Genomic DNA, 25,029 nt, shown 5'->3' on the forward strand with positions numbered 1-25,029 from the left:
CCCGCCACTAAGATGTAGCCATGACGACTGTCGACCTCCCCCTGCTCCCGCTCGGGCGCGGCAAGGACCTGGATGCCGAGCGCGGCGTCGAGTGCCCCGGCGACCTCCCGCCGGCCTCCGACCCGGACCTGGTGGCGCGTGCGCGTGCCGCGAAGGAAGCCCTCGGAGCGAAGGTGTTCATCCTCGGACACCACTACCAGCGCGACGAGGTCATCCAGTTCGCCGACGTCAGCGGTGACTCGTTCAAGCTGGCGCGCGACGCCGCTGCGCGTCCGGAGGCGGAGTTCATCGTCTTCTGCGGCGTGCACTTCATGGCCGAGTCCGCCGACATCCTGACGTCGCCCTCGCAGAAGGTGATCCTGCCTGACCTGGCCGCCGGTTGCTCGATGGCCGACATGGCCCGCCTGGCGCAGGTCGAGGACGCGTGGGCCGGGCTCGAGGATGCTGGCGTCGCGGACTCCGTCGTCCCCGTCACCTACATGAACTCCTCGGCCGACATCAAGGCGTTCACCGGGCTGCACGGCGGTGCCGTGTGCACCTCGTCCAACGCCGAGGTCGCACTTGAGTGGGCCTTCTCGCAGAAGCCTGACGCGAAGATCCTCTTCCTGCCCGACGAGCACCTCGGCCGCAACACTGCCGTGCTGAAGATGGGCTTCACCCTCGACGACTGCATCGTGTGGAACCCGCGCCTGCCTCTCGGCGGCAACACGATCGAGGCGATCCAGGCCGCGCGCATGATCCTGTGGAAGGGCCACTGCTCCGTGCACGGCCGCTTCTCCCCCGACGTGATCGACGAGCTCCGCTCGAAGCACGCCGACCTCCAGGTCATCGTGCACCCGGAGTGCCAGCACGAGGTCGTGCTCAAGGCCGACCTGGTCGGCTCGACCGAGTTCATCATCCAGACCATCGAGGCGGCCCCGCCCGGCTCCACCTGGGCCATCGGCACCGAGCTCAACCTGGTCAAGCGCCTCGCGACCAACCACCCGGACAAGAACATCGTCTTCCTCGACCGCAACGTCTGCTACTGCTCGACGATGAACCGCATCGACCTCCCGCACCTGGTGTGGGCGCTCGAGTCGCTCGCCGCGGGCAACGTCGTCAACGTGATCGAGGTCGACCCCGACACCGAGCACTGGGCCAAGATCGCGCTCGACCGCATGCTGGCGCTGCCCGGCAAATCACACAAGGACTGAGCTTGAGCGACACCCTTCCTCCGTGCCCGAAGTGTGCCTCCGAGTACACCTACGAGCTCGGTGACCTGATCGTCTGCCCCGAGTGCGCCCACGAGTGGTCGCCCTCCGAGGCTGCCGAGGCCGCTGAGGCCGCCCAGATCCGCGACGTCAACGGCAACGTGCTGGTCGACGGTGACGACGTCGTGATCGCCAAGGACCTCAAGGTCAAGGGCGCCGGTGGCGGCACCATCAAGGTCGGCACCAAGGTCCGCAGCATCCGCCTGATCCAAGGCGTCGGCGACCACGACATCGATGCGAAGGTCGACGGGTTCGGCCAGATGCAGCTCAAGTCGAGCGTGGTGAAGAAGGCCTGATCGGGGTACTCCAGGGATTCGCCACGCTCGCCGCCGTCATCGGCGTCGGCTTCTTCCTGGCACACCGGCGCATCGTCGACGCCGACGCGTCGAAGGTGCTCTCCACGATCGCCTTCAACGTCGCCAGCCCGGCGCTGGCCCTCACGCTGATCGCCCGCACGGACGTCACCCAGGTCCTCTCGCGCCAGCTGCTCGCCATCGTCGTCGGCGTCCTCGTCCCGGTGGCGGTGTATGTCGCGGTCGCGCGGCTGGTCTGGCAGCGCGGGCTCGGCGACACGGTCATCGGCGCCTTCGCCGCGGCGTACGTGAACGGCGGGAACCTCGGCATCCCGGTGGCGGCGTACGTGCTCGGCAACGCGACGTACGTCGTGCCGACGCTGCTGCTGCAGCTGGTCGTGCTGACCCCGTTCGGGCTCATGCTGCTGGACCACGACGCCGCACGCCGGCGCGGCACGGGCGGGATCGGCTGGCGACGCGCGCTGGTGCGGCCACTGACCAACCCGTTGACCGTCGCCATGATCATCGGCGTCGTGCTGTCACTGACCGGCACGCCGGTGCCGGCGGTGGTCGGGGCACCGCTCGAGGTGCTGGCCGCGATGGCGGTGCCGTCGATGCTGCTCTCGTACGGCGTTGCGCTGCGGCTCGGCGGCGGGTTCGGGTCCGGTGGATCGCGTGCCGAGATCGCACTCTGCTCGGCGCTCCAGCTGGTGGTGCAGCCGCTCGTGGCGACCCTCACCGCGGCGTACCTGCTCGGGCTGGAGGGCCACGCGCTGTTCGCCGTGGCGATCGTCAGCGCGCTGCCCACTGCGCAGAACGTCTTCACGCACGCGACCCGCTACGGGCGCGGCCAGCTCCTCGCGCGGGACACGATCCTGGTCACCACCGCGCTGTGCCTGCCGGTGATGCTGGTGATCGCCGCGGTGCTGGGCTAGCGGCTACTGCTTCGGCGGCTTCGGGGACATCAGCGCGGTCGAGACCGAGATGCCGAGGTCGCGGTGGCGGAGCGTGGTGATTCGGCGGCCGCGCTGGACGGCGTCCTTCACCCGGCCCGTCTGCTCGCCGAGCAGGGCAGCTGCAGCGTCGATGTCGGCCACCGTGAACGTGATCCCCCAGAAGGTCGCTGGCCCCTCGCCGGCGGAGGCCGGATCGCCGACCAGCTCGACGATCACCTCGCCGAGCCGGAAGAAGACCTGCCGCATCGGCGTACCAGCGATCTCGAAGTCGCGCACCCGGCGGGCCTCCGCGCCGAGCGCCTCGATGGCAGCGGTCGTGCGCGCGAGGTCCGGAGACATCAGGACGACGTGGTCCACCTGGGTGGCTCCCAAGGGGTGCTCTCCCGGCTCGGCGGGCGCATCCACAGAGGCGGACGTCGCGAGGCCGTCGACCTCGGTGACGTCGTCGCGTACGCCGCGCAGCGACCAGGCGACGATCCCGGTCCCGCCATCGGGACCCACGAGCCGGATCCGCACCGTGCCGACCTGGATCGTGTGGTCGATGACCGTGAAGCCCGCGGCCTCCCACGCCTGAGGGGTGTCCGCGACCTGCAGCTCGTCGATGGTGATCACGGCCGCGAGGCTACTGGCCTCCGGTCGCCAAGACGAGCGCGGCCGGCGATCGACGCGCCGGTAGGCTGGAGGAGTCCGATCCACTCCGGCCAAAGGTCATCAGTTGTCCTCTCACCCCGCCGACGAAGGCTCCACTCCCCACGCGAAGCAGGGCAAGGGGCGTCCGACCCCTACGCGCAAGGAAGCCGAAGCCGCCGCCCGGGAGCGGGCAAAGCTGGGCACCGACCGCAAGGCCCTCGCCAAGAAGCAGCGCGCGGCGCGCTCCTCCCAGACCCGCCAGCTGCGCGAGGCCTACAAGACCGGCGACGAGGCGCACCTGCCCGCGCGAGACAAGGGCCCGCTCAAGCGCTACCTGCGTGACTTCGTGGACTCGCGGATCGGCTTCGCCGAGCTCTTCGCACCGATGCTCGTGCTGATCCTGATCCTCAGCGCCGTCAACCCGGTCATGGGCCAGGGCATGTGGATCATGTCGGTCATCCTGGTGCTCATCGACATCTTCTGGATCCGCTTCCGCGCGCGCCGCGGCGTACGCCAGCGGTTCCCCGGTGAGTCGCTCAAGGGCGTCACCTATTACGCCGTCGTGCGTTCGCTGAACCTCCGGATCCTCCGCCTGCCCAAGCCGCAGGTGAAGATCGGCACCCAGCTCCCCGACACCTACCGCTGATCTCCGTGCCCGCCGAGAGGTCACGTCTGGCCCGCCGAGAGGTCACCTCTGGCGTGCCGAGAGGTCGGTTCTTGCGGGCCCAGACGTCGACTTTGGTCTGGAGATGCTGTGAGTGACGTATCGGCGAGAGTCGCCTGGGCAAGTGACGCCGATGCGATCGCGCGCGTCCAGATCGCTGCATGGCGATCGTCGTACGCCGACGTGGTGGCGCCGTCCGTCCTCAACGCCCTCGACCCCACCGCGTTCGCGCGAAGCTGGAGCGACGCGCTGGCCAAGCCCGCCGATGCACGCAGCCGGGTCCTCGTCGCGCTGGAGCGCAATCGCGTGAAGGGCTTTGCGATCACCGGGCCGGCGCCCGACCCGGATGCGGATCCCGTTGCCGACGGCATGGTTGACGAGTTCACGATCGACCCGGAGTCCGTGCGGGCGGGGCATGGTTCGCGCCTGATCCAGGCCTGCATCGACACGTTGCGGGCAGACCGTTTCACCCGCGCGACGTGCTGGATCCGCACGACAGATGATGCGTTCCGCGCCTTCCTCGAGTCAGCCGGCTGGGCGCCGGACGGCGCCACCCGCGAACTCGAGGCAGAGACCGGCGAGCGAGTCCGTCAGGTGCGTCTGCACACGAGCCTGTCGACCGACCAGGACTGACACCTCGTCAGGCCACGGCCGGCATCTCGTCAGGCCACGGCCGGCATCTCGTCAGGCCAGAGCCGACATCTCGGAGGATCAGTCGAGGTCGAGGAACTGCTCGAGGCCGACGGTCAGGCCGGGGTTGGCTCCGACGGCACGGACACCGGTGAGCACACCCGGACCGAAGGACGCGCGGTCCATCGAGTCGTGACGGATGGTGAGGGTCTCACCCGGCCCACCCATGACGACCTCCTGGTGCGCGATCATGCCGCGGATGCGCAGGGCGTGGACCCGGACGCCGTCGACATCGGCACCGCGGGCACCCTCGATCTCCTGCGACGTGGCATCGGGGAACGGCGGCGAGCCGGCCTTCTTCCGGGCATCGGCAATCAGTGACGCCGTGCGCGCCGCCGTGCCGGACGGGGCGTCCGCCTTCGTCGGGTGGTGCAGCTCGATGATCTCGACCGAGTCGTAGAACGGCGCCGCGATCGCGGAGAAGCGCATCATCAGGATGGCGCCGATGGAGAAGTTGGGGGCGATCAGCACGCCGGTCTTCGGGGAGCTGGCCAGCCAGGTCTCCAGCTGCGCCAGACGGGCGTCATCGAACCCGGTGGTGCCGACGACGGCGTGGATGCCGTGGTCGATGCAGAACTCGAGGTTGTCCATCACCACGTCGGGGTGGGTGAAGTCGACGATGACCTGTGCGCCGGAGGTCACCAGCGCATCGATCTCGTCGCCTGCGTCGATCTGCGCGACCAGCTCCAGGTCGTCCGCGGCGTCGACCGCCTTGCAGATCTCGGCGCCGACCTTGCCGCGCGCACCCAGGACACCGACCTTCAATTTCGTCTCAGCCACGGTCACAACCTACCGTTGACGACACGGACCCGGGTGTCTCCGATGCTCTCGCGGACCACTACTGGCAGGCTGTACCCATGGCCACCCAGACCATCCCCGCGCGCCTTCGTTGGGCCGTCGACGTTCTCGACGTCCGACCCGACGACCAGGTGCTCGAAATCGGCTGCGGCGCTGGCCAGGCCGCAGGACTCGTTGCCAGCCGCCTGACCAGCGGAAAGATCATGGCGATCGACCGGTCCGAGGCGTCGGTCGACGCCACCAAGCGCCGCAATCGTGAGTACGTCGAGTCCGGCCGCCTCACCGTCCGCCATATCGACCTCGCGACGCTGCGCGTGCCCGTGAAGCGCCTGGACAAGGCCTTCGCGGTCAACGTGAACCTCTTCTGGGTCCGCGACTGCCAGGACGAGGTCGCGCTGCTCCACGAGAAGCTCTCCCCCGGCGGCACGCTGCACCTGTTCTTCGAGTCCACGCGACGCGAAGAGGTCCCGACCATCGTCGAGAAGTCGTCGCACTCGCTCGCCCAGGCCGGCTTCCGAGTCACGGCCCTGCAGAGTCAGCGGCCGGCCATGGTCGCGATCATCGGTCACCGCTGACCGCTCACCGTTGACAGGGCGCAACCTTGGAGCCGAGACGGCGCTAGTTCGACGTCGACACTCCAAAGTCGCGCCGCGTCGACGTCCAAGTCGCGCCGTGTCGACGTCAGGGGCCGACGACGGCGAGGATCTCGGGGCGGGTGAAGAGCTCGGCTCCGAGCGCGTTGACGTCGTCGACGGTCACGCCGTCGATGCGGGCCAGCACCTCGTCGAGCCCGAGCAGCTCGTCGTAGACCAGCTCGGCCTTGCCGTTGCGTGACATGCGGGCACCAGAGTCCTCCAGGCCGAGGATCATGCTGCCGGCGAGCTGGCGCTTGCCGCGGACGATCTCCTCCTCGGTGAACCCCTCGGTCGCCACCTTCCGCAGCTCGGCACGGACGACAGCCAGCACTTCGTCGTACTTCGCGGGGAGGCAGCCGACGGACACGCCGATCAGGCCGGCGTCGGCGTGGTGGCTGCCGAACGAGTAGACCGCGTAGGCCAGGCCACGCAGCTCCCGGACCTCCTGGAACAGGCGCGAGGACGAGCCGCCGCCGAGCACGGTGTTGAGTACGCCGAGGGCGAAGCGCCGCGGATCGCTGCGCGTCACGCCCTGCATGCCGAGCACGAGGTTGATCTGTTCGAGCGGACGCTTCGCGTGCGCGACACCGGGATGCACCTTGCGCGGCGTCTCGGTGAGCGTCGCGTGGACGGGCGACTCCTCACCCGTCAGGAAGGTGCCACGCCCGAAGGCCGCCCGCACCTGCGCGACGACGTCCGCATGGGAGACCGCCCCGGCCGCCGAGACGACCATGTTGGCCGGGCGGTAGTGGCGGCGGTAGAAGCGCGTGATCTGGGTGCGCGTCAGCGCGTTGATCGAGTCCTCGGTGCCTGCGATCGGTCGGCCGATCGGGCTGTCGCCCCAGGCCTGCGCCGCGAAGAGGTTGTGGACGACGTCCTCGGGATCGTCGTCGTGCATCGCGATCTCGTCGAGGATCACCTCGCGCTCGGCCTCGACGTCGGCGTCGGTGATGACCGAGTCGGTCAGCATGTCGCCGAGTACGTCGATCGCGGCCGGCAGGTCGGTGGCGAGAACGCGCGCGTGGAAGCAGGTGTACTCCTTCGCGGTGAACGCGTTGAAGTCACCTCCGATCTCGTCGAGCAGGATCGAGATGTCGAGCGCGGAACGCTCGTGGGTGCCCTTGAACAGCAGGTGCTCGAGGAAGTGCGAGGCACCGTGCAGCGAGGGGGTCTCGTCGCGCGAGCCCACCCCCACCCAGACGCCGATGCTGGCGGAGCGGACGCCCGCCATCTCCTCGGTGATGACGCGCAGGCCGCCGGGCAGCACCGTGCGGCGTACGCGGGAGAGGACGCGACCGGCCTCGTCCTTCTCCACCAGCAACGTGCGGGTGGAACCGATCTTCTGGGGAACGGACAACCGCCCGGCAGTTTCCTGCCGGGCGGTTGCCTTCTTGCGACGTGGGATCACGCTCAGGCGTCCGACTCCGGGGCCTCGACGGTCTCGGCGGCAGCCTCGGCCGCCTCCTCGCCCTCGATGAACGGGATCAGCGACAGCTTGCCGCGGTCGTCGATCTCGGCGATCTGGACCTGGATCTTCTGGCCCACCGAGACGACATCCTCGACGGCCTCAACGCGCTTGCCGTCGTTGAGGGCACGCAGCTTCGTGATGTGGAGCAGGCCGTCCTTGCCCGGGAGCAGGGACACGAAGGCACCGAAGTTGGTGGTCTTCACGACCGTGCCGAGGTAACGCTCGCCGATCTCGGGCATCGTCGGGTTGGCGATGGCGTTGATGGCCTGACGGGCGGCCTCAGCCGACTCGCCGTTGGTGGCACCGATGTAGATCGTGCCGTCGTCCTCGATGGAGATCGAGGCGCCCGTGTCGTCCTGGATCTGGTTGATCATCTTGCCCTTCGGGCCGATGACCTCGCCGATCTTGTCGACAGGGATCTTCACCGTGATGATGCGCGGCGCGTGGACCGACATCTCCTCGGGCTCGTCGATGGCCTCGGCCATGACGTCGAGGATGGCCAGGCGGGCCTCGCGGGCCTGGGTCAGCGCACCAGCGAGGACCTCGGCCGGGATGCCGTCGAGCTTGGTGTCGAGCTGCAGCGCGGTGACGAACTCACGCGTGCCGGCGACCTTGAAGTCCATGTCGCCGAACGCGTCCTCGGCGCCGAGGATGTCGGTCAGCGCGACGTACTCGGTCTTGCCGTCGACCTCGTCGGAGATGAGACCCATGGCGATGCCGGCAACCGAAGCGCGCAGCGGAACGCCGGCCTGCAGCAGCGACAGCGTCGAGGCGCAGACGGAGCCCATCGAGGTGGAGCCGTTGGAGCCCATGGCCTCGGAGAGCTGGCGGATCGCGTAGGGGAACTCCTCGCGGGTCGGCAGCACGGGCAGGAGGGCGCGGCGCGCGAGCGCACCGTGACCGACCTCGCGACGCTTGGGCGAGCCCACGCGGCCCGTCTCACCGGTGGAGAACGGCGGGAAGATGTACTTGTGCATGTAGCGGCGGTGCTTCTCCGGCGACAGCGTGTCGAGCTGCTGCTCGAGCTTCAGCATGTCCAGCGTGGTGACACCCAGGATCTGGGTCTCGCCACGCTCGAACAGCGCCGAACCGTGGACGCGCGGGACAACGGCGACCTCGGCGGAGAGGGGACGAATGTCCGCCAGGCCGCGGCCGTCGATGCGGATCTTGTCGCGCAGGACCCGCTGGCGGACCAGCGACTTGTTCAGCGAGCGGAACGCAGCGCCGATCTCCTTCTCGCGGCCCTCGAACTGCGGGGCGACCTGCTCGAGGACGGAAGCCTTGATGTCGTCGAGCTTCTCCTCGCGCTCCTGCTTGCCGGCGATGGTCAGCGCGGCGGCAGTCTCGTCGGACGCGGCAGCGGCGACAGCGGCGTACACGTCGTCCTCGTAGTCGAGGAAGATCGGGAACTCCTGGACCGGCTTCGCGGCGATCTTGGCCAGCTCGGACTGCGCGTCGCAGAGCTGCTTGATGAACGGCTTCGCGGCGTCGAGACCGGAGGCGACAACGGCCTCGCTCGGCGCCTGGGTGCCGGTCTGGATGAGGTCCCAGGCAGCTTCGGTGGCCTCAGCCTCGACCATCATGATCGCGACATCGCCGGTCTCGGTGACGCGGCCGGCGACGACCATGTCGAACACGGCCTTCTCCAGCTGCGAGTGCGACGGGAAGGCAACCCACTGGCCCTCGATGAGGGCGACGCGGACGCCACCGACCGGGCCGGAGAACGGCAGGCCGGAGAGCTGGGTCGACATCGACGCGGCGTTGATCGCCAGCACGTCGTAGGGGTTGTCGGGGTTCAGCGCCATGACCGTGATGACGACCTGGACCTCGTTGCGCAGACCCTTCTTGAAGGTCGGGCGCAGCGGGCGGTCGATCAGGCGGCAGGTGAGGATCGCGTCCTCGCCCGGACGCCCCTCGGAGCGGAAGAAGGAGCCGGGGATCTTGCCGGCGGCGTACATCCGCTCCTCGACGTCGATCGTGAGGGGGAAGAAGTCGAAGTGGTCCTTCGGCTGCTTGCCGGCCGTGGTGGCCGAGAGCAGCATGGTGTCCTCATCGAGGTACGCCGTGACGGAGCCGGCGGCCTGGCGGGCCAGGAAGCCGGTCTCGAACTTGATGGTGCGGGTGCCGAACTTGCCGTTGTCGAGAACGGTTTCTACGGCGGAGATGACGGGGCCCTCGTTCAAGGGGATCCCTTTCTGTTCGCGGAGCGAGCCGCGCTTCCGCCTCAATGGCGGGCGATCGTTGGGAACCCGCCGCTCCCTCATGTGAGGGGGCCGGTCTTCGATCGAGGCCCGCAGATCCCAGTGATCTGAAGGCCACTACCGAGGACCGAGCCGACGTGTGCGCGGGACGCTCCTGGTGATGGGGTTTTCAGTTGTTCGTGTAACCGGACCCAAGCCTAGCGACCGGGTCCGCCCTCCGGAAAGACGACCGGCCACCCGCGTGGCGGGTGGCCGGTCGTTCAATCAGCGGCGGAGGCCGAGGCGCTCGATGATCGAGCGGTAACGCTCGATCTCGGTCTTCTGCAGGTAGTTCAGCAGGCGACGGCGCTGGCCGACGAGCAGGAGCAGACCACGACGGCTGTGGTGGTCGTGCTTGTGCTGCTTGAGGTGATCCGTGAGGTGGCTGATGCGGTGCGAGAGCAGCGCGATCTGGACCTCGGGCGAACCGGTGTCGCCCTCGGACTTGCCGTACTCAGCGATGATCTTCTTCTTGGTCTCCGCGTCGGTACCGATCGACATGCGGTTCTCCCTTCGTCTCGTTGCGCGGCGCGCCCGGGCCTGTTCACCGGGGCACTATGGATCCGCGGCCGTCATGACGGCGTGTCGCCCATGCGGGCAACCGGGAAAGACTATCGCCTCTCCGCTCCCCCGCCCAATTCGCCAGCGCGGGGTTTCACCGGCCGGCCGGTGAAACGGGCACCTGTTGTGGCGTGCACCGCACAACAACTGCCCGAATCGCGCGCAAAGTCCTCAGTCGCCAGCCCGCACCCCAGCCAACTCCCAGCGGGAGCTGGTTGCGGACGTGCCAGCCAGGCAGGGGTACGCCGCGGTCAGCGGCCCGCCTTCTGCTTCGGGGCGGTCGCCGGCTCGGGCGCAGCAGCTGGCTCGGGGTCCGTCGGGAGACCGACCTCGGGCGCGCTCTCCAGCGGGTACGCCGGGATAGCCGGCGGGTTGTCGCTGGTCCAGGCGCTGGCGTCACGCTCCTCCATCGCCCCGACGTGCCCTTCGGGCACCGGGAACACGTTGAAGCGGGCCTCACCATTCGAGAGCCAGGGGTAGCCGATGAACAACTCCTCGCCCTCGTCCCACATCCTGCTCTCGTCGATCGACACAGGCTGGCCGTCCTGGTCGAAGAGCTGGACCCCCTTCAACGGCTTGCCGCTCGCGTCGTACGGGAAGAGGTTGGTGACGTTCCGACCGTCGACCTGGATGCCTCCCTCCAGGTGGGCACTTCCGCCATCCGTCAGCTCGGGGTACCAGATGGAGGCCTTCGCTGGCGTGAACACCGAGGTGAAGGTCACCGGGATGACCGCGATCGCCACGGCATTCAGGGCGAGCAGCAGCAAGCGCACGGCGGCGTTACCTCGTGCCTTGCCGGGCCACAGCTTGCCGCGCCCGATCTGCACACTCACGATCGACGCGACGGCCAGCAGCGGGGCGCCCCAGCCGAGCAGCGACGGCACGACCGACAAGCCGAGGTTGAGACCTCCGTTGCCCCACACCAGGTCAACCAGCTGCAGCGCCAGCCAGGCGCGAAGGATCCACCAGGCAGGTCGCACGGCCTGGATGAGACCCCACGGGTCTCCGGGAAGGCCTTCAACAAGCGCGTCCCACTTCCCGCGCGCGGAGTCCAGCGCGGCATGGATGGCAGCGGACAGCTCGCGCTTATCGCGCACCTTGCCCATCGTCGGGCTGAAGCCGGCGGCGGCGCGCAGCTCGGCGGCGTACGCCGTGGGGTCGCCGAGGGCCTCGGGCCCGCGTTCGGCGACCAGCTCGTGGAGGTCGGCTCCGAGGCCGTCGGTCAGCTCGGTGCGTTCTTCAGCGGTCAGGTCGGCCAACCGGGCGCGGACCTGCTCGACGAACTCCGCGACGCCGGGCCGGACCTCGAGCTTGGCGGTGTCGTTCATGAGCGTGCCCCCTGGCTGGTCAGCAGTGTGGTGACGGTGGTGGAGAAATGCGTCCAGTCGTCCGACTGGCGCTTGAGCTGGTCACGCCCGGTCGGCGTGATGCCGTAGTACTTCCGGTGCGGGCCCTCGTCCGACGGCACGACGTACGACGTGAGGGCGCCGTTGCTGTAGAGGCGGCGGAGGGTGCCGTAGACGGAGGCGTCGCCGACGTCGGCGAGTCCGCCCGAGCGCAGCCGACGGAGGACGTCGTAGCCGTAGCCGTCCTCGTCGGCGACCACGGCAAGGACCGCGAGGTCGAGCACTCCCTTGAGGAGCTGGGTGGTGTCCATGCACGGCACACTACTGCGCGATGCGAAGTACCGCCGACAGCGACACACCGGTTTCCGCCCCTGGTCGGTATCGCTCCCCCGACTTGCCTGCGACGATGCAGAAATGGAGAAACAGCTGGGCGTGTGCAACCTGTGCGAGGCGATCTGCGGCCTCGAGCTGACCATCGACGAGGGCCGCGTGACCGGCGTGCGCGGCAACCCGGACGATCCGCTCTCGCGCGGGCACATCTGCCCCAAGGGAGTCGCGATCGCCGACATCTACGAGGACCCCGACCGCCTCCGTCACCCCGTACGACGCGTCGGCGCCGGTGTGGACGCACGGTGGGAGGAGATCTCCTGGGACGAGGCGTTCGACCTGGTCGCCTCTGGGCTGTCGAAGGCCATGAACAAGGATCCGGACTCACTCGCGATCTACCTCGGCAACCCGAACGTGCACAGCCTCGGCGCGATGACCCACGGCGTGACGCTGGCCGGGTCGTTCCGCACGAAGAACAAGTACAGCGCCACCTCGGTGGACCAGCTCCCCCACCAGCTGATGTCCTACCTGCTCTATGGGCACCAGCTGCTGATCCCGATCCCGGACATCGACCGCACGGACTACTTCCTGGTGTTCGGCGCCAACCCGATGGCCTCCAACGGTTCGCTCATGACCGTGCCCGATTTCCCGGGGAGGCGGCGCGAGCTGCGTGACCGCGGCGGGCGCATGGTCGTCCTCGACCCGCGGCGCACCGAGACCGCGAAGGTCGCCGACGAGCACGTCTTCGTGCGCCCGGGCACCGACGCGTGGGTCTTGCTCGCTCTCCTCCACACCCTGATCGACAGCGGCTTGACCAACCCGCCGGAGTGGGTCGACGGGCTCGACACTGTCGCCGAAGCAGTCAAGGAGTTCACCCCCGAGCACGCGGAGGCGATGAGCGGTGTCCCGGCGGCGACGATCCGCCGGATCGCGACCGAGTTCGCCACGGCGCCGCGCGCCGCGGCGTACGGGCGCATGGGGGTGTCGGTCAACGAGTTCGGCACTGTCTGCCAGTGGGCGCTGCAGCTGATCAACCTGCTGACCGGAAACCTCGACCGCGAGGGCGGCGTGATGCTGCCGAGTCCGGCGATCGATGTCGTGAAGCTCGGGCTGCTGGGCCGTGGCCACATCGCGCGCTACACCTCACGCGTGCGCGGCTTGGCGGAGTTCGGCGGCGAGCTGCCGGTGTCGGTCCTTCGAGAGGAGATCGAGACGCCGGGCATGGGCCAGGTTCGCGCGCTGTTCACCATCGCCGGCAACCCGGTGCTCTCCACTCCCGACGGTGGCGCCCTGGAGCGCGCGCTGACGGATCTCGACTTCTACGCGGCCGTTGACATCTACGTGAACGAGACCACCCGGCATGCCGACGTGATCCTCCCGCCGACCAGTGCTCTCGAGCGTGACCACTACGACCTCGTCTTCCACCACTTCGCGGTCCGCAACACGGCCCGGTTCACGCCGGCCGTCTTCGCCAAGGGCAGGGACCAGCGCCACGACTGGCAGATCTTCAAGGCCATCGGGCTGCGCACGATCCGTCGCCTCGACCACAAGCCGTCGCTGAAGCGGCGGATCATGCTCGAGGCGCGGCTGCGGCCGAGCCCGACCTTCCTGATCGCCAACCTGCTGAGGTTCGGCCGGTCGAGGGCGCTGATGAGCGACCTCAGGAAGTCGCCCGCGGGCGTCGACCTCGGACCTCTCCAGAGTGGCCAGCTGCCGGGCCGGCTCCTCACCAGGAACAAGCGCGTCGACGCCGCGCCGTCCTTCGTCCTCGACGACCTGGCGCGTCTCCGTGACCAGCCCGCGCCGACCGAGGGCGAGCTCCTGCTGATCGGTCGCCGCCACCAGAAGGACTGCAACTCCTGGATGCACAACAGCGAGCGACTCACCAAGGGCCGCGACCGTCACCAGCTGCTGGTCAACCCGGCCGACCTCGCAGCACGCGGGCTGGTCTCCGGCGACACGGTCACCGTCACCTCCCGAGTCGGCGAGGTCAAGGTCGAGGCCCTCGCGACCGACGACATGATGCCGGGCGTCGTGTCCCTTCCCCATGGCTACGGGCACCAGCGCGACGGCGTGCTCCTCGGGCGGGCAACCCAGGTCGCCGGCGTCTCGATCAACGACCTGACTGACTCCGTGCGCGTCGACATCAGCGGCAACGCGGCCTTCTCCGGCCTGCCGGTCACCATCGCCTGAGTACGCCGACCGCAACGAACTCGCCCGGGTGAGTTCGTTGCTGTGGACTGGCCGAAATGACAGCAACCAACTGCCCTGAGGCAGTTGGTTGCTGTCGTTCGATCGGGCAGAACGGCGAAGGTCAGGCGTTGACCAGCTCGCGCTCGTCCTGCGGGTCAGGCTTGCCCTGACCCAGCTTGCTCGGCCACCAGATCTTGTCGCCCAGGTCCAGGTTGATCGCAGTGACGAGGATCGAGCGGACGATCATCGTGTCGAGCATGACGCCGAGCGCCACCGCCACACCCATCTCCGCAAGGAAGACCAGCGGAAGCGAGCCGAGCACGAGGAAGGTCGCCGCGAGGACGACACCGGCCGACGTGATCACGCCACCGGTCGAGGTGAGGCCGACCAGCGCGCCGGCGCGGGTGCCCCGCGCAGCCGACTCTTCGCGGACCCTCGTCATCAAGAAGATGTTGTAGTCGATGCCGAGTGCCACGAGGAATACGAACGCGAACAGCGGGAACCCCGGATCCGCCCCGGCAAAGCCGAAGACGAACTCGAACAGCAGCACCGAGATGCCCATGGCCGCTCCGAACGACAGGATCACGGTGCCGAGCAGGATCACGGGCGCCGCGATCGATCGGAGCAGCATGATCAGCACCAGCAGGACCACGACAAGGACAATCGGGATGATCACCTTGTTGTCGCGCTGGGATGCGATCTTCGTGTCGAGATAGATCGCGGATCCGCCGGTGACCAACGCGTCCGCATCGGGGACCGCGTGCACGGCATCGCGCGCGGCCTCGACCGCGTCGAACGCGGCCTGCGACGAGACGTCGGCTCCGATCACGGCCTGCATGAACGCGATGCCGTCCTTCGCGATTGGCTCGGAGGCCTCCTCGACCCCATCGACCCCGCCGAGCGCAGCCCTGACCTCAGCGGCCTTGTCCGCCTTCGTCACGACCATCAAGGTGTTGGACTGGTCGACCATCCCGTGCTTCGCGAGCACCTTCTGGCCCACGATCGAGTCGAACTCCTTGGTGTAGGTGTCCTCAGTCGAGAGTCCGTTGGCGTCGAGCCGGAACAGACCGAGACAGGCGATGCCCAGCAGGACCGTGGTGACCACCCAGACCGAGCGCGGACGCACGGCGATGCGGCGACCGATGTGCGACCAGAAGCCAGACTGGGTGGGCTCGCGCGATCCCAGGTCGGGGCGCATGTGCCAACCGAATCCGGACTCGATGGCAACCTGCAGCAGGGCGAGGGGGCCGGTGATGACCGCGAGGACGCCAGCAAAAGCCACCAGGCCGAACGGAACGGAGAGGATGCCGCCTGCGATGCCACCCAGCTGCTCGGTCATCAGCCAGACGCCGCCGCTACCGAGCGCCGCGAGTGCGAGACCGGCCGGGATGCCGATCGCAGTGGTGAGCGCCCACCGCCCGTGCTTCTCCTTGCGCGGCCCGAAGACCCATCGACCGAAGATGACCAGCAGCGCCGGCAGCAGCGTCACCATCACCAGGAAGGTGACCGCCACACCGACCGCAACGACCGGGCCCATTCCCTTCGTCGAGTTCATCTCGGCGAATGTCAGGCAGAGCATGCCGAGGACGACGGTGGCGGCACTGGCCAGGATCGCGGGGGCCGCGCGGTGGAGCGCGTGCGCCATGGCCTCGTGGCGATCCTCGTAGTTGCGCAGCTCCTCGCGATAGCGGGCGACGAGAAGGAGCGCGTAGTCGGTGCCCGCACCGATGACCAGGATGCTCAGGATTGCCTGGCTCTGGCCGTTGACGGTGAGCCCGAAGTTCTTCGCAAGGATGTAGACGAAGCCCATCGACGAGCCGAGCGCGACGATCACCGAGAAGATCGGCAACAACCACAGGTAGGCGCTGCGGTAGACCACCAGCAGGATCAGGATGACCACGAGGAGAGCCGCGAACAGCAGGGTGGTGTCCAGCCCCCCGAACGCCTCGACAGCGTCAGCCGCCTGGCCGCCGGCACCGGCGACGTGGACGTTGAGACCGTCAGAGCTGGCGATCTTGCGGAGGTCCTTGACGGTGTCCGGCATCTTGTTCCAGCCGTCAGAGCCGAGGTTGAAGTTGATCAGCGTCTGCAGCGCCTCGCCGTCCTTCGACGGGAGCGGGCCGACGACCTTGCCCTCGACGCCGTTGAGGTCCTGGAACTTTGCGACATCAGCCTGAGCCGCGCCGAGGTCGGCTGGCGTCAGGCCGCCTTCTCGCTCATAGACAACGACCGTGGGCACGGTGTTGGGGTCCTGGAACGGCTCCATCTCCTCGAAGCCACGGGTGGACTCCGCGGAAGCGGGGAGCCATGAAGACGCCTCGTTGTTCTGGACTTCGGTCAGCTTGCCGGCGAGCTGACCGAGCCCAGCCACGGCGATGATCCAGAAGACAAGGACGAACCATTTCGTCACGGGCCCCGTCAGGGCGCCGGCAATTTGTCGATGCATAGTGCACAGACTGCCGCGAACCACCGACAGCCGCATCCGGAATTCCCCCTAGGACACCCCGAGGTTGCCGGATCGCCGCAGGAACATCATCGCCGGAACATCGCCTCCGGAGTTCAGCCGAGCGCCTCCCGCACGGCGGCGCGGGCGGCCTCCGGATCAACGGCCGCCAGCGCGGCCTCAGCAGCGCGCCGGCAGTCCGCCATCGTCACGCGGCCCAGCTGAGCACCGACCGGACGCACCGCGGCGGGCGCCATCGACAGCGAGGTGATCCCGAGCCCGACCAGCACACAGGCCAGCAACGGGTCTGCGGCGGCCTCGCCGCAGACCCCGACCGGCTTCCGGGCCGTCACACCAGCCGCCGCGGTCATCGCCACGAGCTGCAGGACGGCCGGCTGCCAGGCATCGGTGAGGTGCGCGAGGTCGGTCGCCATGCGGTCGGCAGCCATCGTGTACTGCGTCAGGTCGTTGGTGCCGATCGACAGGAAGTCGACCACCTCCAGCATCCGCGAGGCCTGCAGCGCAGCACTCGGGACCTCGATCATCACGCCGGGACGCAGACCGCGGGAACGCACCTTCTCGGCGAACGACGAGGCCTCGGCAACGGTCGCCACCATCGGCGCCATGACCCAGGTCTCGACCCCGGACGACGCGGCCGCAGCCGCGAGCGCGTCGAGCTGGCGGTCGAGCAGGCCCGGGTTGTCGAAGGAGAGCCGGAGCCCCCGGACACCCAGGGCGGGGTTCTCCTCGCCCTGGTGGGTCGCGAACGCGATGGGCTTGTCCGATCCCGCGTCGAGGGTGCGCGCAACGACGTGGCGGCCCTCGCCGAAGGCGGCCAGGACATCTGCGTAGATCGCCGCCTGTTCCTCGATCGACGGCTCGTCGGCGCGGTTCAGGAACGAGAGCTCCGTGCGGAACAGGCCCACGCCCTCGACAGGGGCCGTTGCGGCGCTCTGAGCAGTCGGTACGTCGGCGACGTTGGCCAGCAGCTTCACACTCACTCCGTCGGCCGTGACCGCGGGGCCGGACCAGGTGGCGAGAGTGGCACGCTCGACAGCATCCGCCTCCGCGGCCGCCGCAGCCTTCTCAGGATCGGGCGCGATCTGGATCGTGCCGGTCGTGCCGTCCACCAGGACGAGTGCGCCCTCGGTGACGTCAGCCAGCCCGACCGTGCCGACGACGCACGGGATGCCGAGCTGGCGGGCGATGATCGCGGTGTGGCTGGTGGGGCCGCCGAGCTCGGTGACCAGAGCGAGGACCAGGGCCGGGTCGAGCAGGGCGGTGTCCGAGGGAGCCAGATCGCGCGCCAGCAGGACCGACGGGACGGCCGGCACCGGTACGCCGGGCTCGGCGACACCGATCAAGTGAGCGGTGATCCGCCGCTCGATGTCGTGCAGGTCGGTCACCCGCTCGGCCATCAGGCCGCCCATCTGCGTGAACAGACCGGCGAAGTGCTCGACCGCCGTGTGCAGCGACGACAGGATCGATGACCCCGACGCGAGCTGCTTGCGCACGATGGAGCGCAGGCCCTTGTCACGGGCGAGGCCGGCGCTCGCGGCGAGCACCTCGGCGGCGGCACCCGAGACCGAGGACGCCTTCGCGGCGAACCCGTCCGCAACCGCTGCCGCGGCCCTCTCGTACGCCGACAGCGCAGCGTCGGCGTCGGCGTACGAGCCACGGCCGAAGGCCTCGATGGCCTCCGTCGGGACATCGCCGCGCGCGAGCAGGGCGGGGCCGTAGGCGACGCCGGAGACGACCGGAGTGCCCTGGAGGACCTGGACTGTGTGAGCTGTTTCGGTGACCACGATCACAAATTAACCCCTCTACCCCCTAGACAGTCAACAGGTTCGGGAGTAAAACAACATAAACACAGATTCACGTTTCTCTTCCTGGAGGTCCCCCGGTGTATGCCGAAGAGCGTCAGCAGGCCATCGCCCGCCTCGTGTCCGAGCGCGGACGCGTGTCGGTCGCCGACCTCGCGACCGAGTTCGTCGTCACGACCGAGACCGTCCGCCGCGACCTTTCCCTGCTGGAGCGGGCTGGAGTCGTCCACCGCGTCCACGGCGGCGCAGTCCCCTCCGGGACGCTGGCCGGCATCGAGGCGATGCTCAGCGAGCGCGACACGGCCAACACGACCGAGAAGGACCGCATCGCCCGCGCAGCGCTCGAGCAGCTCCCCGCGGGCGAGGTGACGATCCTGATCGACGCGGGCACCACGACGGCACGACTCGCCTCGATGCTCCCCACCGACCGCCGGCTGATCGTCGTGACCCATGCCGTGCCGATCGCCGCGCGCCTCGCCGGCCTCCCCAACGTCGACCTGCACCTGCTCCCCGGCCGCGTCCGCCCCATGACCCACGCAGCAGTCGGCGCCGACACCGTCGCCGCACTCGGCCGGATCCGGGCCGACATCGCCTTCATCGGCACCAACGCGGTCTCGGTCGAGCACGGCTTCTCGACCCCCGACCTCGAGGAGGCCGCCGCCAAGCGGGCGCTCGTCCACGCGGCACGGCGCAGCGTCGTACTCGCCGATGCCTCGAAGATCGGCCAGGAGGCCTCGCAGCGCTTCGCCGAGCTCGCCGAGGTCGACGTCCTGATCACGGACGGATCCGCTGACCGGGGTGACTGCGCCGAGCTGACCGCCCACGGCCTGGAAGTCGTGATCGCGTGATCGTCACCCTGACCGCCCACCCGAGCATCGACCGCACGGTCTCGCTCAGCGGCCTACTGGAGCGCGGTGCGGTGCTGCGCGTCGCCAGCACGACGACGCAGGCCGCCGGCAAGGGCGTCAACATCTCGCGTGCAGCCGTCACCGCAGGCGTCGAGACGCTGGCCGTGCTGCCGTCCGCCGAGCACGACCCGTTCCTCACCGACCTGGCCTCTGCCGGCGTCCCGTGCCGTCCGGTGGGCCCCGCCGGTCCGATCCGCATGAACCTCACGATCACCGAGCCCGACGGCACCACCACCAAGCTCAACGCCTCCGCCGATCCCGCTTCTCCTGCACTCCTGGCCGACCTCGCCTCCGCCCTGCTGACCGCGGCAGCGAAGGCCGACTGGGTCGTGCTGGCCGGTTCGCTCCCGCCCGGCGCCCCGGTCGAGTGGTACGCCGGGCTGGTCGCCGCCCTGCGTCGCACGCCGGCACGCATCGCGGTCGACACCAGCGACGAGCCGCTGACCGCGCTGGTGGCCCGCCTCGCCGGTGCCGCACCCCACCTGATGAAGCCCAACGCGGAGGAGCTTGCCTCCTTCACCGGCACCGATGCCGCCGCGCTCGAGGCCTCTCCGATCCTCACCGCCGAGGCGGCCCGCACCCTGGTCGACGCAGGCGTCGAGGCCGTGCTCGCCACGCTCGGCGGCGCCGGTGCCGTCCTCGTCACCGCCGAGGGCGCCTGGCACGCCACTCCCCCTCCGACCACCGTCGTCAGCACCGTCGGCGCCGGTGACTCCAGCCTCTTCGGCTACCTCCTGGGTGACGAGCGACAGCTCCCGCCCGCCGAACGACTTGCCCTCGCCGTCGCGTACGGCAGTGCAGCGGCCGCGCTTCCCGGCACGACCATCCCCACCCCGTCGCAGGTCCGACCGCAGCTCGTCTCCGTCAGGACCCTCGACCTCACCGAAGGAACAGCCCGATGACCCAGCTCATCACCGCCGACCTGGTCCGGCTGGACGCCGACCTCGGGTCCGACAAGGAGAGCGTGATCCGCTCTCTCGCAGCCCTGGTCTCCGGCGCCGGCCGCACCGCCGACGTCGACGGCCTGGTGCGCGACGCACTCGCCCGGGAGGCGACCTCGCCGACCGGCCTGAAGGGTGGCATCGCGATCCCGCACTGCCGCACGGCCGCCGTTTCCGAGCCAACGCTCGCGTTCGCGCGGCTGTCCCCTCCGGTCGACTTCGGCGCCAAGGACGGCCCGGCCGACATCGCGTTCCTGATCGCAGCACCCGAAGGTGGTGACGCGACGCACCTGACGATCCTCACCAAGCTGGCCCGCGCGCTCGTGAAGCCGGCGTTCACTGACGGTCTGCGGTCCGCCAGCTCTGCCGAGGAGGTCGTCGCGCTCGTCGACGGCGTACTCAACCCGGAGCCGGCCGCAGCCCCCGCGCCCGCAAACGCCGCTCCCGAAGCCGCCGCTGCCCCGCGTCGCTCCCTCGTCGCGGTGACCGCCTGCCCGACCGGCATCGCCCACACCTACATGGCAGCCGAGGCCCTCCAGGCCGCCGCCGAGCTCGCCGGCGTGGACATCCACGTCGAGACCCAGGGGTCGGCGGGCTCGACGCCGCTGGCCGCCTCCACCATCGCCGCGGCGTCGGCGGTCATCCTGGCCGCCGACGTCGGGGTCAGGGACAAGGGCCGCTTCGCCGGCCTCCCGGTTGTTGCCACGGGGGTGAAGCGCGCGGTCGACGCGGCCGACGCGCTGATCGCCGAGGCACTGCGGTACGCCGATGACCCGGCCGCTCCGCGTGTTGCCGGCGGCTCTGCCACATCAGACGGAGCCGCCGGCAACCAATCCGGGGAAGCCACCGAGTCGTGGGGTGGGCGGATCCGCCGCGTCCTGATGACCGGTGTCTCCTACATGATCCCGTTCGTCGCCGCGGGTGGTCTGCTGATCGCGCTGTCGTTCCTGCTCGGTGGCTACGACATCACCAACGTCTTCGCCGACGTCGTCGCCAAGAACTCCCTCACGAATCTGCCTGACGTGAACGAGCTGGGCCTGGAGCACGTCCCGTTCGACTCGGGGCTGCTCGCCTATGTCGCCGCGATCCTGTTCATCGTCGGCAAGACCGCGTTCGCCTTCTTCGTGCCCGCGCTGTCCGGCTACATCGCCTACGCGATCGCGGACCGCCCCGGCCTCGCTCCGGGCTTCATCGTCGGCGGTCTGGCCACCGACATCATGCAGTTCGGCACGCCGCAGACCGGGTTCATCGGCGCCATCGTCGGCGGCGTACTCGCTGGTCTCGTTGCCCACTGGATCGCTGGGCGGAAGGTGCCCACGTGGGCGCGCGGCCTGATGCCGGTCCTGGTCATCCCACTGTTCACCACGCTCGTGGTCGGCACCCTGATGCTGACCGTCCTCGGCACCCCCATCAGCGAGCTCATGACCTCGCTGCAGGACGGCCTCAAGGACATGAGCGGCTCGAACGCCATCGTGCTCGGCATCATCCTCGGTCTGATGATGGCCTTCGACATGGGCGGGCCGCTCAACAAGGTTGCCTACTCCTTCGCCGCAGCCGGCATCGGCGGCGCCTCCCTCGCCAGCGATGCACCCGAGCTGAAGATCATGGCTGCCGTGATGCTCGCCGGCATGGTTCCCCCGATCGCGCTGGCTCTCGCCACCGTGGTCCGTCCGGGCCTCTTCAGTCCCGCCGAGCGCGAGAACGGCAAGGCTGCCTGGCTGCTCGGTGCGTCGTTCATCACCGAGGGTGCGATCCCGTTCGCCGCAGCAGACCCGCTGCGCGTCATCCCCTCGATCATGCTCGGCAGTGCGGTCACGGGAGGCCTGGCCCAGGCGTTCGACGTCGCTCTCCGCGCCCCGCACGGCGGCATCTTCGTGCTCTTCGCCGTCGACGGGATCCCCGGGTTCGCGATCGCCCTGGTCGCCGGTGTCCTGGTCGCCGCCACCTCGGTGGTCCTGCTCAAGTCGTTCACCCGCGGCAGCGACGCAGAGGTCCTGGAGACCGTCCCCGCCTGACCTGGCTGACCTGGCTGACCTGCCCGGTCCTGTCTCACCCCCTGTCGTTCCACCGGTCGCCCGCCCTACGGTGGGCGGGCGACCGCTCCCCCAGCACTCGAGGAGTCCTCATGCCCGTTCTCACCGTTGTCGTCGGTTCCGCCGTCGGGCTGCACGCCCGCCCGGCCGGGATCATCGCGGACAAGGCCGACGACCTCGGCGTCGACGTCTTCATCGGCATCCCCGGTGACGAGCCCGTCGACGCCAGCTCCGCGCTGATGATCATGACCCTGGGAGCCGGCAACGGCGACACCGTCGAGGTGTCCGGCGATGACGAGGCCGCGGTCTCCGCGATCGCGTCGCTGGTCGCCCAGGATCTCGACGCCTGAGCTCACCCGCGGCATGTAACACGCTGTTACGAGCACTGACCGCACACAAATATCAGTGCTTCCAGTGCACCTAACAGCGTGTTACTCGAGTGGCGCGGCGGCCGGTCAGTCGGCGAGGAGCTCGCGGGTGCGGCGTACGTCGTCGTGCATGGTCTCGACGAGCTTGTCGATGCCCTCGAACTTCACCATGCCGCGCAGGTGCTCGATGAAGGAGACCTCGACCTCGACCCCGTAGAGATCAAGGTCGGTGCGGTCGAGCACGTAGGACTCGACGCGGCGCTCGCGCTCTCCGTCGAAGGTCGGGTTGGTGCCGACGCTGATCGCCGCCGGGAATGACTCGCCGGTGTCCAAGCGGGTCAGCCGGCCCGCGTAGACGCCGTCGGCGGGTGCTGCAGCGAGACCGGTCGTCGGCACGTTGGCAGTCGGGAAGCCGAGCTCACGTCCACGCTGGTCGCCCTTGACGACGACGCCACGGACGACGAACGGCCGGCCCAGCGCCTCGGCGGCGCCGGCGACATCACCGGCGGCGAGGCAGTTGCGGACGTACGTCGAGGACCAGACCTGCGGTCCACCGTCGAGCTGCACGGCATCGACGATGAAGTCGCGCTGCTCCCCCAGCTCGCGGAGGGTCTGGCAGTCACCGGCGGCCCGGTTGCCGAAGCGGAAGTTGGCACCCACCACGACACCGGCCGCATGCAGCGCATCGACGATGATCCGCTGCACGAACTCCTCGGGAGTCCACGCGGCGATCTCGCGCGAGAACGGGATCACCAGGACGTCCTGCACACCGGCAGCATCGAGCAGCGCGATGCGGTCCTCGATGGAGGTCAGCGTCGGGGGCGCGTGCTCGGGCCGGAGCACCGCGATCGGGTGCGGGTCGAAGGTCACCGCCACCACATCGGAGACACCGAGCTCGGCCGCGACCTCGGCAGCACGTCGCACCACGTGCTGGTGCCCGAGGTGGACCCCGTCGAAGTTGCCGATGGTCACGACCGTGCGGGCCAGATCGGCCGGCACCTCAGTCACATCACGCCACACTCGCACGCCGCAAAGCCTCCCACAGAAGATCGAACTCAGGAGCAGCTGGTCAGCCGGTGAAAACGGCCAGCGGGCGGGCCATCTCACCGGCCGGCTCGTAGAGCGCGAGGAATTCACCGTCGGGAGCGAACACCGCGGTCAGGGCATCCAGGGAAAGCGCAAGCTTGCGGCCGTAGCGGACCTCCTGCGCCTGCTCCGCGTCGAGCTCGTACGCCGGGAAGGCAGCGCGGGCTGCGTCCGCGATCGGCAACAGCTCGTAGTGCTCGTTGAGCTGGTCGATCGTGCGGGCGTGCTCGAGCGTGTAGGGACCGACCGCAGTGCGGCGGAGCGCCGTCAGGTGCCCGCCCACGCCGAGCGCAGCACCGAGGTCGCGAGCGATCGCCCGGATGTAGGTGCCGCTGGAGCAGCGCACCGAGACATCGACGTCGATCAGGTCTGTTGTGTGAGTGCCTTCGAGCGTGGCGTTGTCTCCACTGGCGCTCACACGCGCCACGTCGTGCACGGTCAGCTCGTGGATCGTGACCGGGCGCGCCTTGAGCTGGACGTCCTCGCCGTCACGGACACGGGCGTAGGCGCGCTTGCCGTCGACCTTGATCGCGGAGACCGCGGTCGGCACCTGCTCGATGTCGCCCACGAAAGCTGCCAGTGCTTCGCGGATGGCTTCCTCGGAGAGGTGACCCGCGGGGACAGTCGCCGTGACCTCACCCTCAGCGTCGTCGGTGTTCGTCGCGACGCCGAGCCGGATCGTCGCGTCGTACCCCTTCTCGGTGAGCATGAGGTGGCCGAGCAGCCGGGTGGCGCGGTCGACGCCCAGCACCAGCACACCGGTCGCCATCGGGTCGAGCGTGCCGGCGTGGCCGACCTTGCGCGTGCCGGCCAGGCGGCGGACACGGGAGACCACGCCGTGCGAGGTGATGCCACCGGGCTTGTCGACGATGACCAGCCCGGGAGTGACAGGACCGCTCACGCGTCCTCGTCGTCCTCGGTGGCCAGCTCGTCCTCGTCAGCCGCCTCGCGCGGCTTCTTGTAGGGGTCCGCGTCCGCGGCGTACGACGCGGCGGCACGCGCAGCGGCGACCTCCTCGTCGAGCGCCTTGGCCTTGGCCAGGACGTCCTCCAGCGCGCGGGCCGTCTCCGGCAGCGCGTCGTGGTGGAAGGTCAGCGTCGGGACGATGCGCATGCCGAGCTGCTTGGCGCACTCGGAGCGCAGCACGCCCTTGGCGGACTCGAGCGCCGCAGCGGTGGAGGCGAGGTCACCGTCGAGGACGGTGTAGAAGATCGTGGCCTGCTGGCCGTCGCCGGTGAGGCGGACGTCGGTGATCGTCACGAAGCCGAGACGCGGATCCTTGATCCGGCGCTCGAGCATCTCGGCGACGATGACCTTGATCCGGTCGGCGATCTTGCGGACGCGGGGGCTGGCCATGTGAGCTCCTGTAGGTCGAA

The 25,029-nt window shown here is 69.3% G+C and carries 23 protein-coding genes; 11 read left to right on the plus strand and 12 right to left on the minus strand.

What is annotated here, in order from left to right:
* The first annotated feature begins 20 nt into the window (after positions 1-20).
* Genes nadA through D4739_RS00540 form a run of 3 tightly spaced genes read left to right on the plus strand, consistent with a single transcriptional unit; the run spans position 21 to position 2,478 of the window.
* Positions 21-1,193: a quinolinate synthase NadA gene (gene nadA / locus D4739_RS00530; RefSeq protein WP_120058700.1), complete on the plus strand. Its 1,173-nt coding sequence runs from the start codon at positions 21-23 to the stop codon at positions 1,191-1,193.
* Positions 1,194-1,195: 2 nt separating this feature from the next.
* Entirely contained in the window at positions 1,196-1,546 is a 351-nt protein-coding gene (locus D4739_RS00535; RefSeq protein ID WP_120058703.1) for a zinc ribbon domain-containing protein YjdM, read from the plus strand.
* Between the two features lie 38 nt (positions 1,547-1,584).
* Positions 1,585-2,478 (plus strand): AEC family transporter, encoded by an 894-nt coding sequence (locus D4739_RS00540; RefSeq protein ID WP_338016284.1) that lies wholly within the window; start codon positions 1,585-1,587, stop codon positions 2,476-2,478.
* Positions 2,479-2,481: 3 nt separating this feature from the next.
* Here D4739_RS00540 and D4739_RS00545 read toward each other — a convergent pair whose 3' ends face one another.
* Positions 2,482-3,111: a VOC family protein gene (locus tag D4739_RS00545; RefSeq protein ID WP_120058707.1), complete on the minus strand. Its 630-nt coding sequence runs from the start codon at positions 3,109-3,111 to the stop codon at positions 2,482-2,484.
* A 103-nt stretch (positions 3,112-3,214) separates the two neighbouring features.
* Between D4739_RS00545 and D4739_RS00550 the strand changes: the two genes are divergently transcribed.
* On the plus strand, positions 3,215-3,775 hold the full coding sequence (locus D4739_RS00550; RefSeq protein WP_120058709.1) for a DUF3043 domain-containing protein: 561 nt from the start codon (positions 3,215-3,217) through the stop codon (positions 3,773-3,775).
* A gap of 108 nt (positions 3,776-3,883) precedes the next feature.
* Positions 3,884-4,426, plus strand: coding sequence for a GNAT family N-acetyltransferase (locus D4739_RS00555; RefSeq protein WP_120058711.1), 543 nt, complete (start codon positions 3,884-3,886; stop codon positions 4,424-4,426).
* A gap of 78 nt (positions 4,427-4,504) precedes the next feature.
* Here D4739_RS00555 and dapB read toward each other — a convergent pair whose 3' ends face one another.
* Entirely contained in the window at positions 4,505-5,263 is a 759-nt protein-coding gene (gene dapB, locus D4739_RS00560; protein ID WP_238473451.1) for a 4-hydroxy-tetrahydrodipicolinate reductase, read from the minus strand.
* Positions 5,264-5,340: 77 nt separating this feature from the next.
* On the opposite strand from dapB, the gene D4739_RS00565 reads away from it, so the two are divergent.
* Positions 5,341-5,856 (plus strand): class I SAM-dependent methyltransferase, encoded by a 516-nt coding sequence (locus D4739_RS00565; protein ID WP_120058715.1) that lies wholly within the window; start codon positions 5,341-5,343, stop codon positions 5,854-5,856.
* 106 nt (positions 5,857-5,962) lie between these two features.
* Here D4739_RS00565 and D4739_RS00570 read toward each other — a convergent pair whose 3' ends face one another.
* The 5 genes from D4739_RS00570 to D4739_RS00590 form a co-directional block, all read right to left on the minus strand.
* Positions 5,963-7,273, minus strand: coding sequence for a M16 family metallopeptidase (locus tag D4739_RS00570; protein ID WP_238473452.1), 1,311 nt, complete (start codon positions 7,271-7,273; stop codon positions 5,963-5,965).
* Positions 7,274-7,326: 53 nt separating this feature from the next.
* Positions 7,327-9,567, minus strand: a complete 2,241-nt coding sequence (locus D4739_RS00575; protein WP_238473453.1) for a polyribonucleotide nucleotidyltransferase — start codon at positions 9,565-9,567, stop codon at positions 7,327-7,329.
* 282 nt (positions 9,568-9,849) lie between these two features.
* The gene (gene rpsO, locus D4739_RS00580) at positions 9,850-10,125 is read right to left on the minus strand and encodes a 30S ribosomal protein S15 (RefSeq protein WP_120058721.1); all 276 of its coding nucleotides are present in this window, start codon (positions 10,123-10,125) and stop codon (positions 9,850-9,852) included.
* 311 nt (positions 10,126-10,436) lie between these two features.
* Entirely contained in the window at positions 10,437-11,513 is a 1,077-nt protein-coding gene (locus D4739_RS00585; protein WP_120058723.1) for a hypothetical protein, read from the minus strand.
* On the minus strand, positions 11,510-11,842 hold the full coding sequence (locus tag D4739_RS00590) for a PadR family transcriptional regulator (protein ID WP_120058725.1): 333 nt from the start codon (positions 11,840-11,842) through the stop codon (positions 11,510-11,512). Before D4739_RS00590 ends, D4739_RS00585 begins: the two co-directional genes overlap by 4 nt.
* 103 nt (positions 11,843-11,945) lie before the next feature.
* Between D4739_RS00590 and D4739_RS00595 the strand changes: the two genes are divergently transcribed.
* The gene (locus tag D4739_RS00595) at positions 11,946-14,051 is read left to right on the plus strand and encodes a molybdopterin-dependent oxidoreductase (protein WP_120058727.1); all 2,106 of its coding nucleotides are present in this window, start codon (positions 11,946-11,948) and stop codon (positions 14,049-14,051) included.
* 121 nt (positions 14,052-14,172) lie between these two features.
* Here D4739_RS00595 and D4739_RS17100 read toward each other — a convergent pair whose 3' ends face one another.
* The gene (locus D4739_RS17100; RefSeq protein WP_338016250.1) at positions 14,173-16,461 is read right to left on the minus strand and encodes an MMPL family transporter; all 2,289 of its coding nucleotides are present in this window, start codon (positions 16,459-16,461) and stop codon (positions 14,173-14,175) included.
* Positions 16,462-16,610: 149 nt separating this feature from the next.
* A complete protein-coding gene (ptsP, locus tag D4739_RS00605; protein ID WP_120061641.1) occupies positions 16,611-18,299 on the minus strand; it encodes a phosphoenolpyruvate--protein phosphotransferase in 1,689 nt (562 codons plus the stop codon).
* Between the two features lie 98 nt (positions 18,300-18,397).
* Here ptsP and D4739_RS00610 point away from each other — a divergent pair, with 98 nt between their 5' ends.
* From D4739_RS00610 to D4739_RS00625, 4 genes are all read left to right on the plus strand, one after another.
* Positions 18,398-19,165, plus strand: a complete 768-nt coding sequence (locus tag D4739_RS00610) for a DeoR/GlpR family DNA-binding transcription regulator (RefSeq protein WP_120058729.1) — start codon at positions 18,398-18,400, stop codon at positions 19,163-19,165.
* On the plus strand, positions 19,162-20,127 hold the full coding sequence (locus tag D4739_RS00615; RefSeq protein ID WP_120058731.1) for a 1-phosphofructokinase family hexose kinase: 966 nt from the start codon (positions 19,162-19,164) through the stop codon (positions 20,125-20,127). The genes D4739_RS00610 and D4739_RS00615 overlap by 4 nt, the downstream gene beginning before the upstream one ends.
* The gene (locus tag D4739_RS00620) at positions 20,124-22,181 is read left to right on the plus strand and encodes a PTS fructose transporter subunit IIABC (RefSeq protein WP_120058733.1); all 2,058 of its coding nucleotides are present in this window, start codon (positions 20,124-20,126) and stop codon (positions 22,179-22,181) included. Before D4739_RS00615 ends, D4739_RS00620 begins: the two co-directional genes overlap by 4 nt.
* A 110-nt stretch (positions 22,182-22,291) precedes the next feature.
* Positions 22,292-22,549 carry an HPr family phosphocarrier protein gene (locus tag D4739_RS00625; protein WP_120058735.1) on the plus strand — a complete coding sequence of 86 codons (258 nt, stop codon included), beginning with the start codon at positions 22,292-22,294 and terminating at the stop codon, positions 22,547-22,549.
* 105 nt (positions 22,550-22,654) lie between these two features.
* Here D4739_RS00625 and D4739_RS00630 read toward each other — a convergent pair whose 3' ends face one another.
* The 3 genes from D4739_RS00630 to rbfA are packed head-to-tail and all read right to left on the minus strand — an operon-like array spanning position 22,655 to position 25,009.
* A complete protein-coding gene (locus tag D4739_RS00630) occupies positions 22,655-23,593 on the minus strand; it encodes a bifunctional riboflavin kinase/FAD synthetase (protein ID WP_120058737.1) in 939 nt (312 codons plus the stop codon).
* A 43-nt stretch (positions 23,594-23,636) separates the two neighbouring features.
* Positions 23,637-24,554: a tRNA pseudouridine(55) synthase TruB gene (gene truB, locus D4739_RS00635; RefSeq protein ID WP_120058739.1), complete on the minus strand. Its 918-nt coding sequence runs from the start codon at positions 24,552-24,554 to the stop codon at positions 23,637-23,639.
* Positions 24,551-25,009 (minus strand): 30S ribosome-binding factor RbfA, encoded by a 459-nt coding sequence (gene rbfA, locus D4739_RS00640; protein WP_120058741.1) that lies wholly within the window; start codon positions 25,007-25,009, stop codon positions 24,551-24,553. Before rbfA ends, truB begins: the two co-directional genes overlap by 4 nt.
* Positions 25,010-25,029 lie beyond the last annotated feature (20 nt).

It is taken from the genome of Nocardioides cavernaquae (assembly GCF_003600895.1).
Classification (GTDB): Bacteria; Actinomycetota; Actinomycetes; order Propionibacteriales; family Nocardioidaceae; genus Nocardioides; species Nocardioides cavernaquae.

What these genes read in the sequence shown, in the direction of transcription:
- nadA (WP_120058700.1), top strand. Translation starts at nt 21, where the DNA reads ATGACGACTGTCGACCTCCCCCTGCTCCCGCTCGGGCGCGGCAAGGAC.
- D4739_RS00590 (WP_120058725.1), bottom strand. Translation starts at nt 11,842, where the DNA reads ATGGACACCACCCAGCTCCTCAAGGGAGTGCTCGACCTCGCGGTCCTT.
- rpsO (WP_120058721.1), bottom strand. Translation starts at nt 10,125, where the DNA reads ATGTCGATCGGTACCGACGCGGAGACCAAGAAGAAGATCATCGCTGAG.
- D4739_RS00595 (WP_120058727.1), top strand. Translation starts at nt 11,946, where the DNA reads ATGGAGAAACAGCTGGGCGTGTGCAACCTGTGCGAGGCGATCTGCGGC.
- D4739_RS00620 (WP_120058733.1), top strand. Translation starts at nt 20,124, where the DNA reads ATGACCCAGCTCATCACCGCCGACCTGGTCCGGCTGGACGCCGACCTC.
- D4739_RS00585 (WP_120058723.1), bottom strand. Translation starts at nt 11,513, where the DNA reads ATGAACGACACCGCCAAGCTCGAGGTCCGGCCCGGCGTCGCGGAGTTC.
- rbfA (WP_120058741.1), bottom strand. Translation starts at nt 25,009, where the DNA reads ATGGCCAGCCCCCGCGTCCGCAAGATCGCCGACCGGATCAAGGTCATC.
- D4739_RS00565 (WP_120058715.1), top strand. Translation starts at nt 5,341, where the DNA reads ATGGCCACCCAGACCATCCCCGCGCGCCTTCGTTGGGCCGTCGACGTT.
- D4739_RS00625 (WP_120058735.1), top strand. Translation starts at nt 22,292, where the DNA reads ATGCCCGTTCTCACCGTTGTCGTCGGTTCCGCCGTCGGGCTGCACGCC.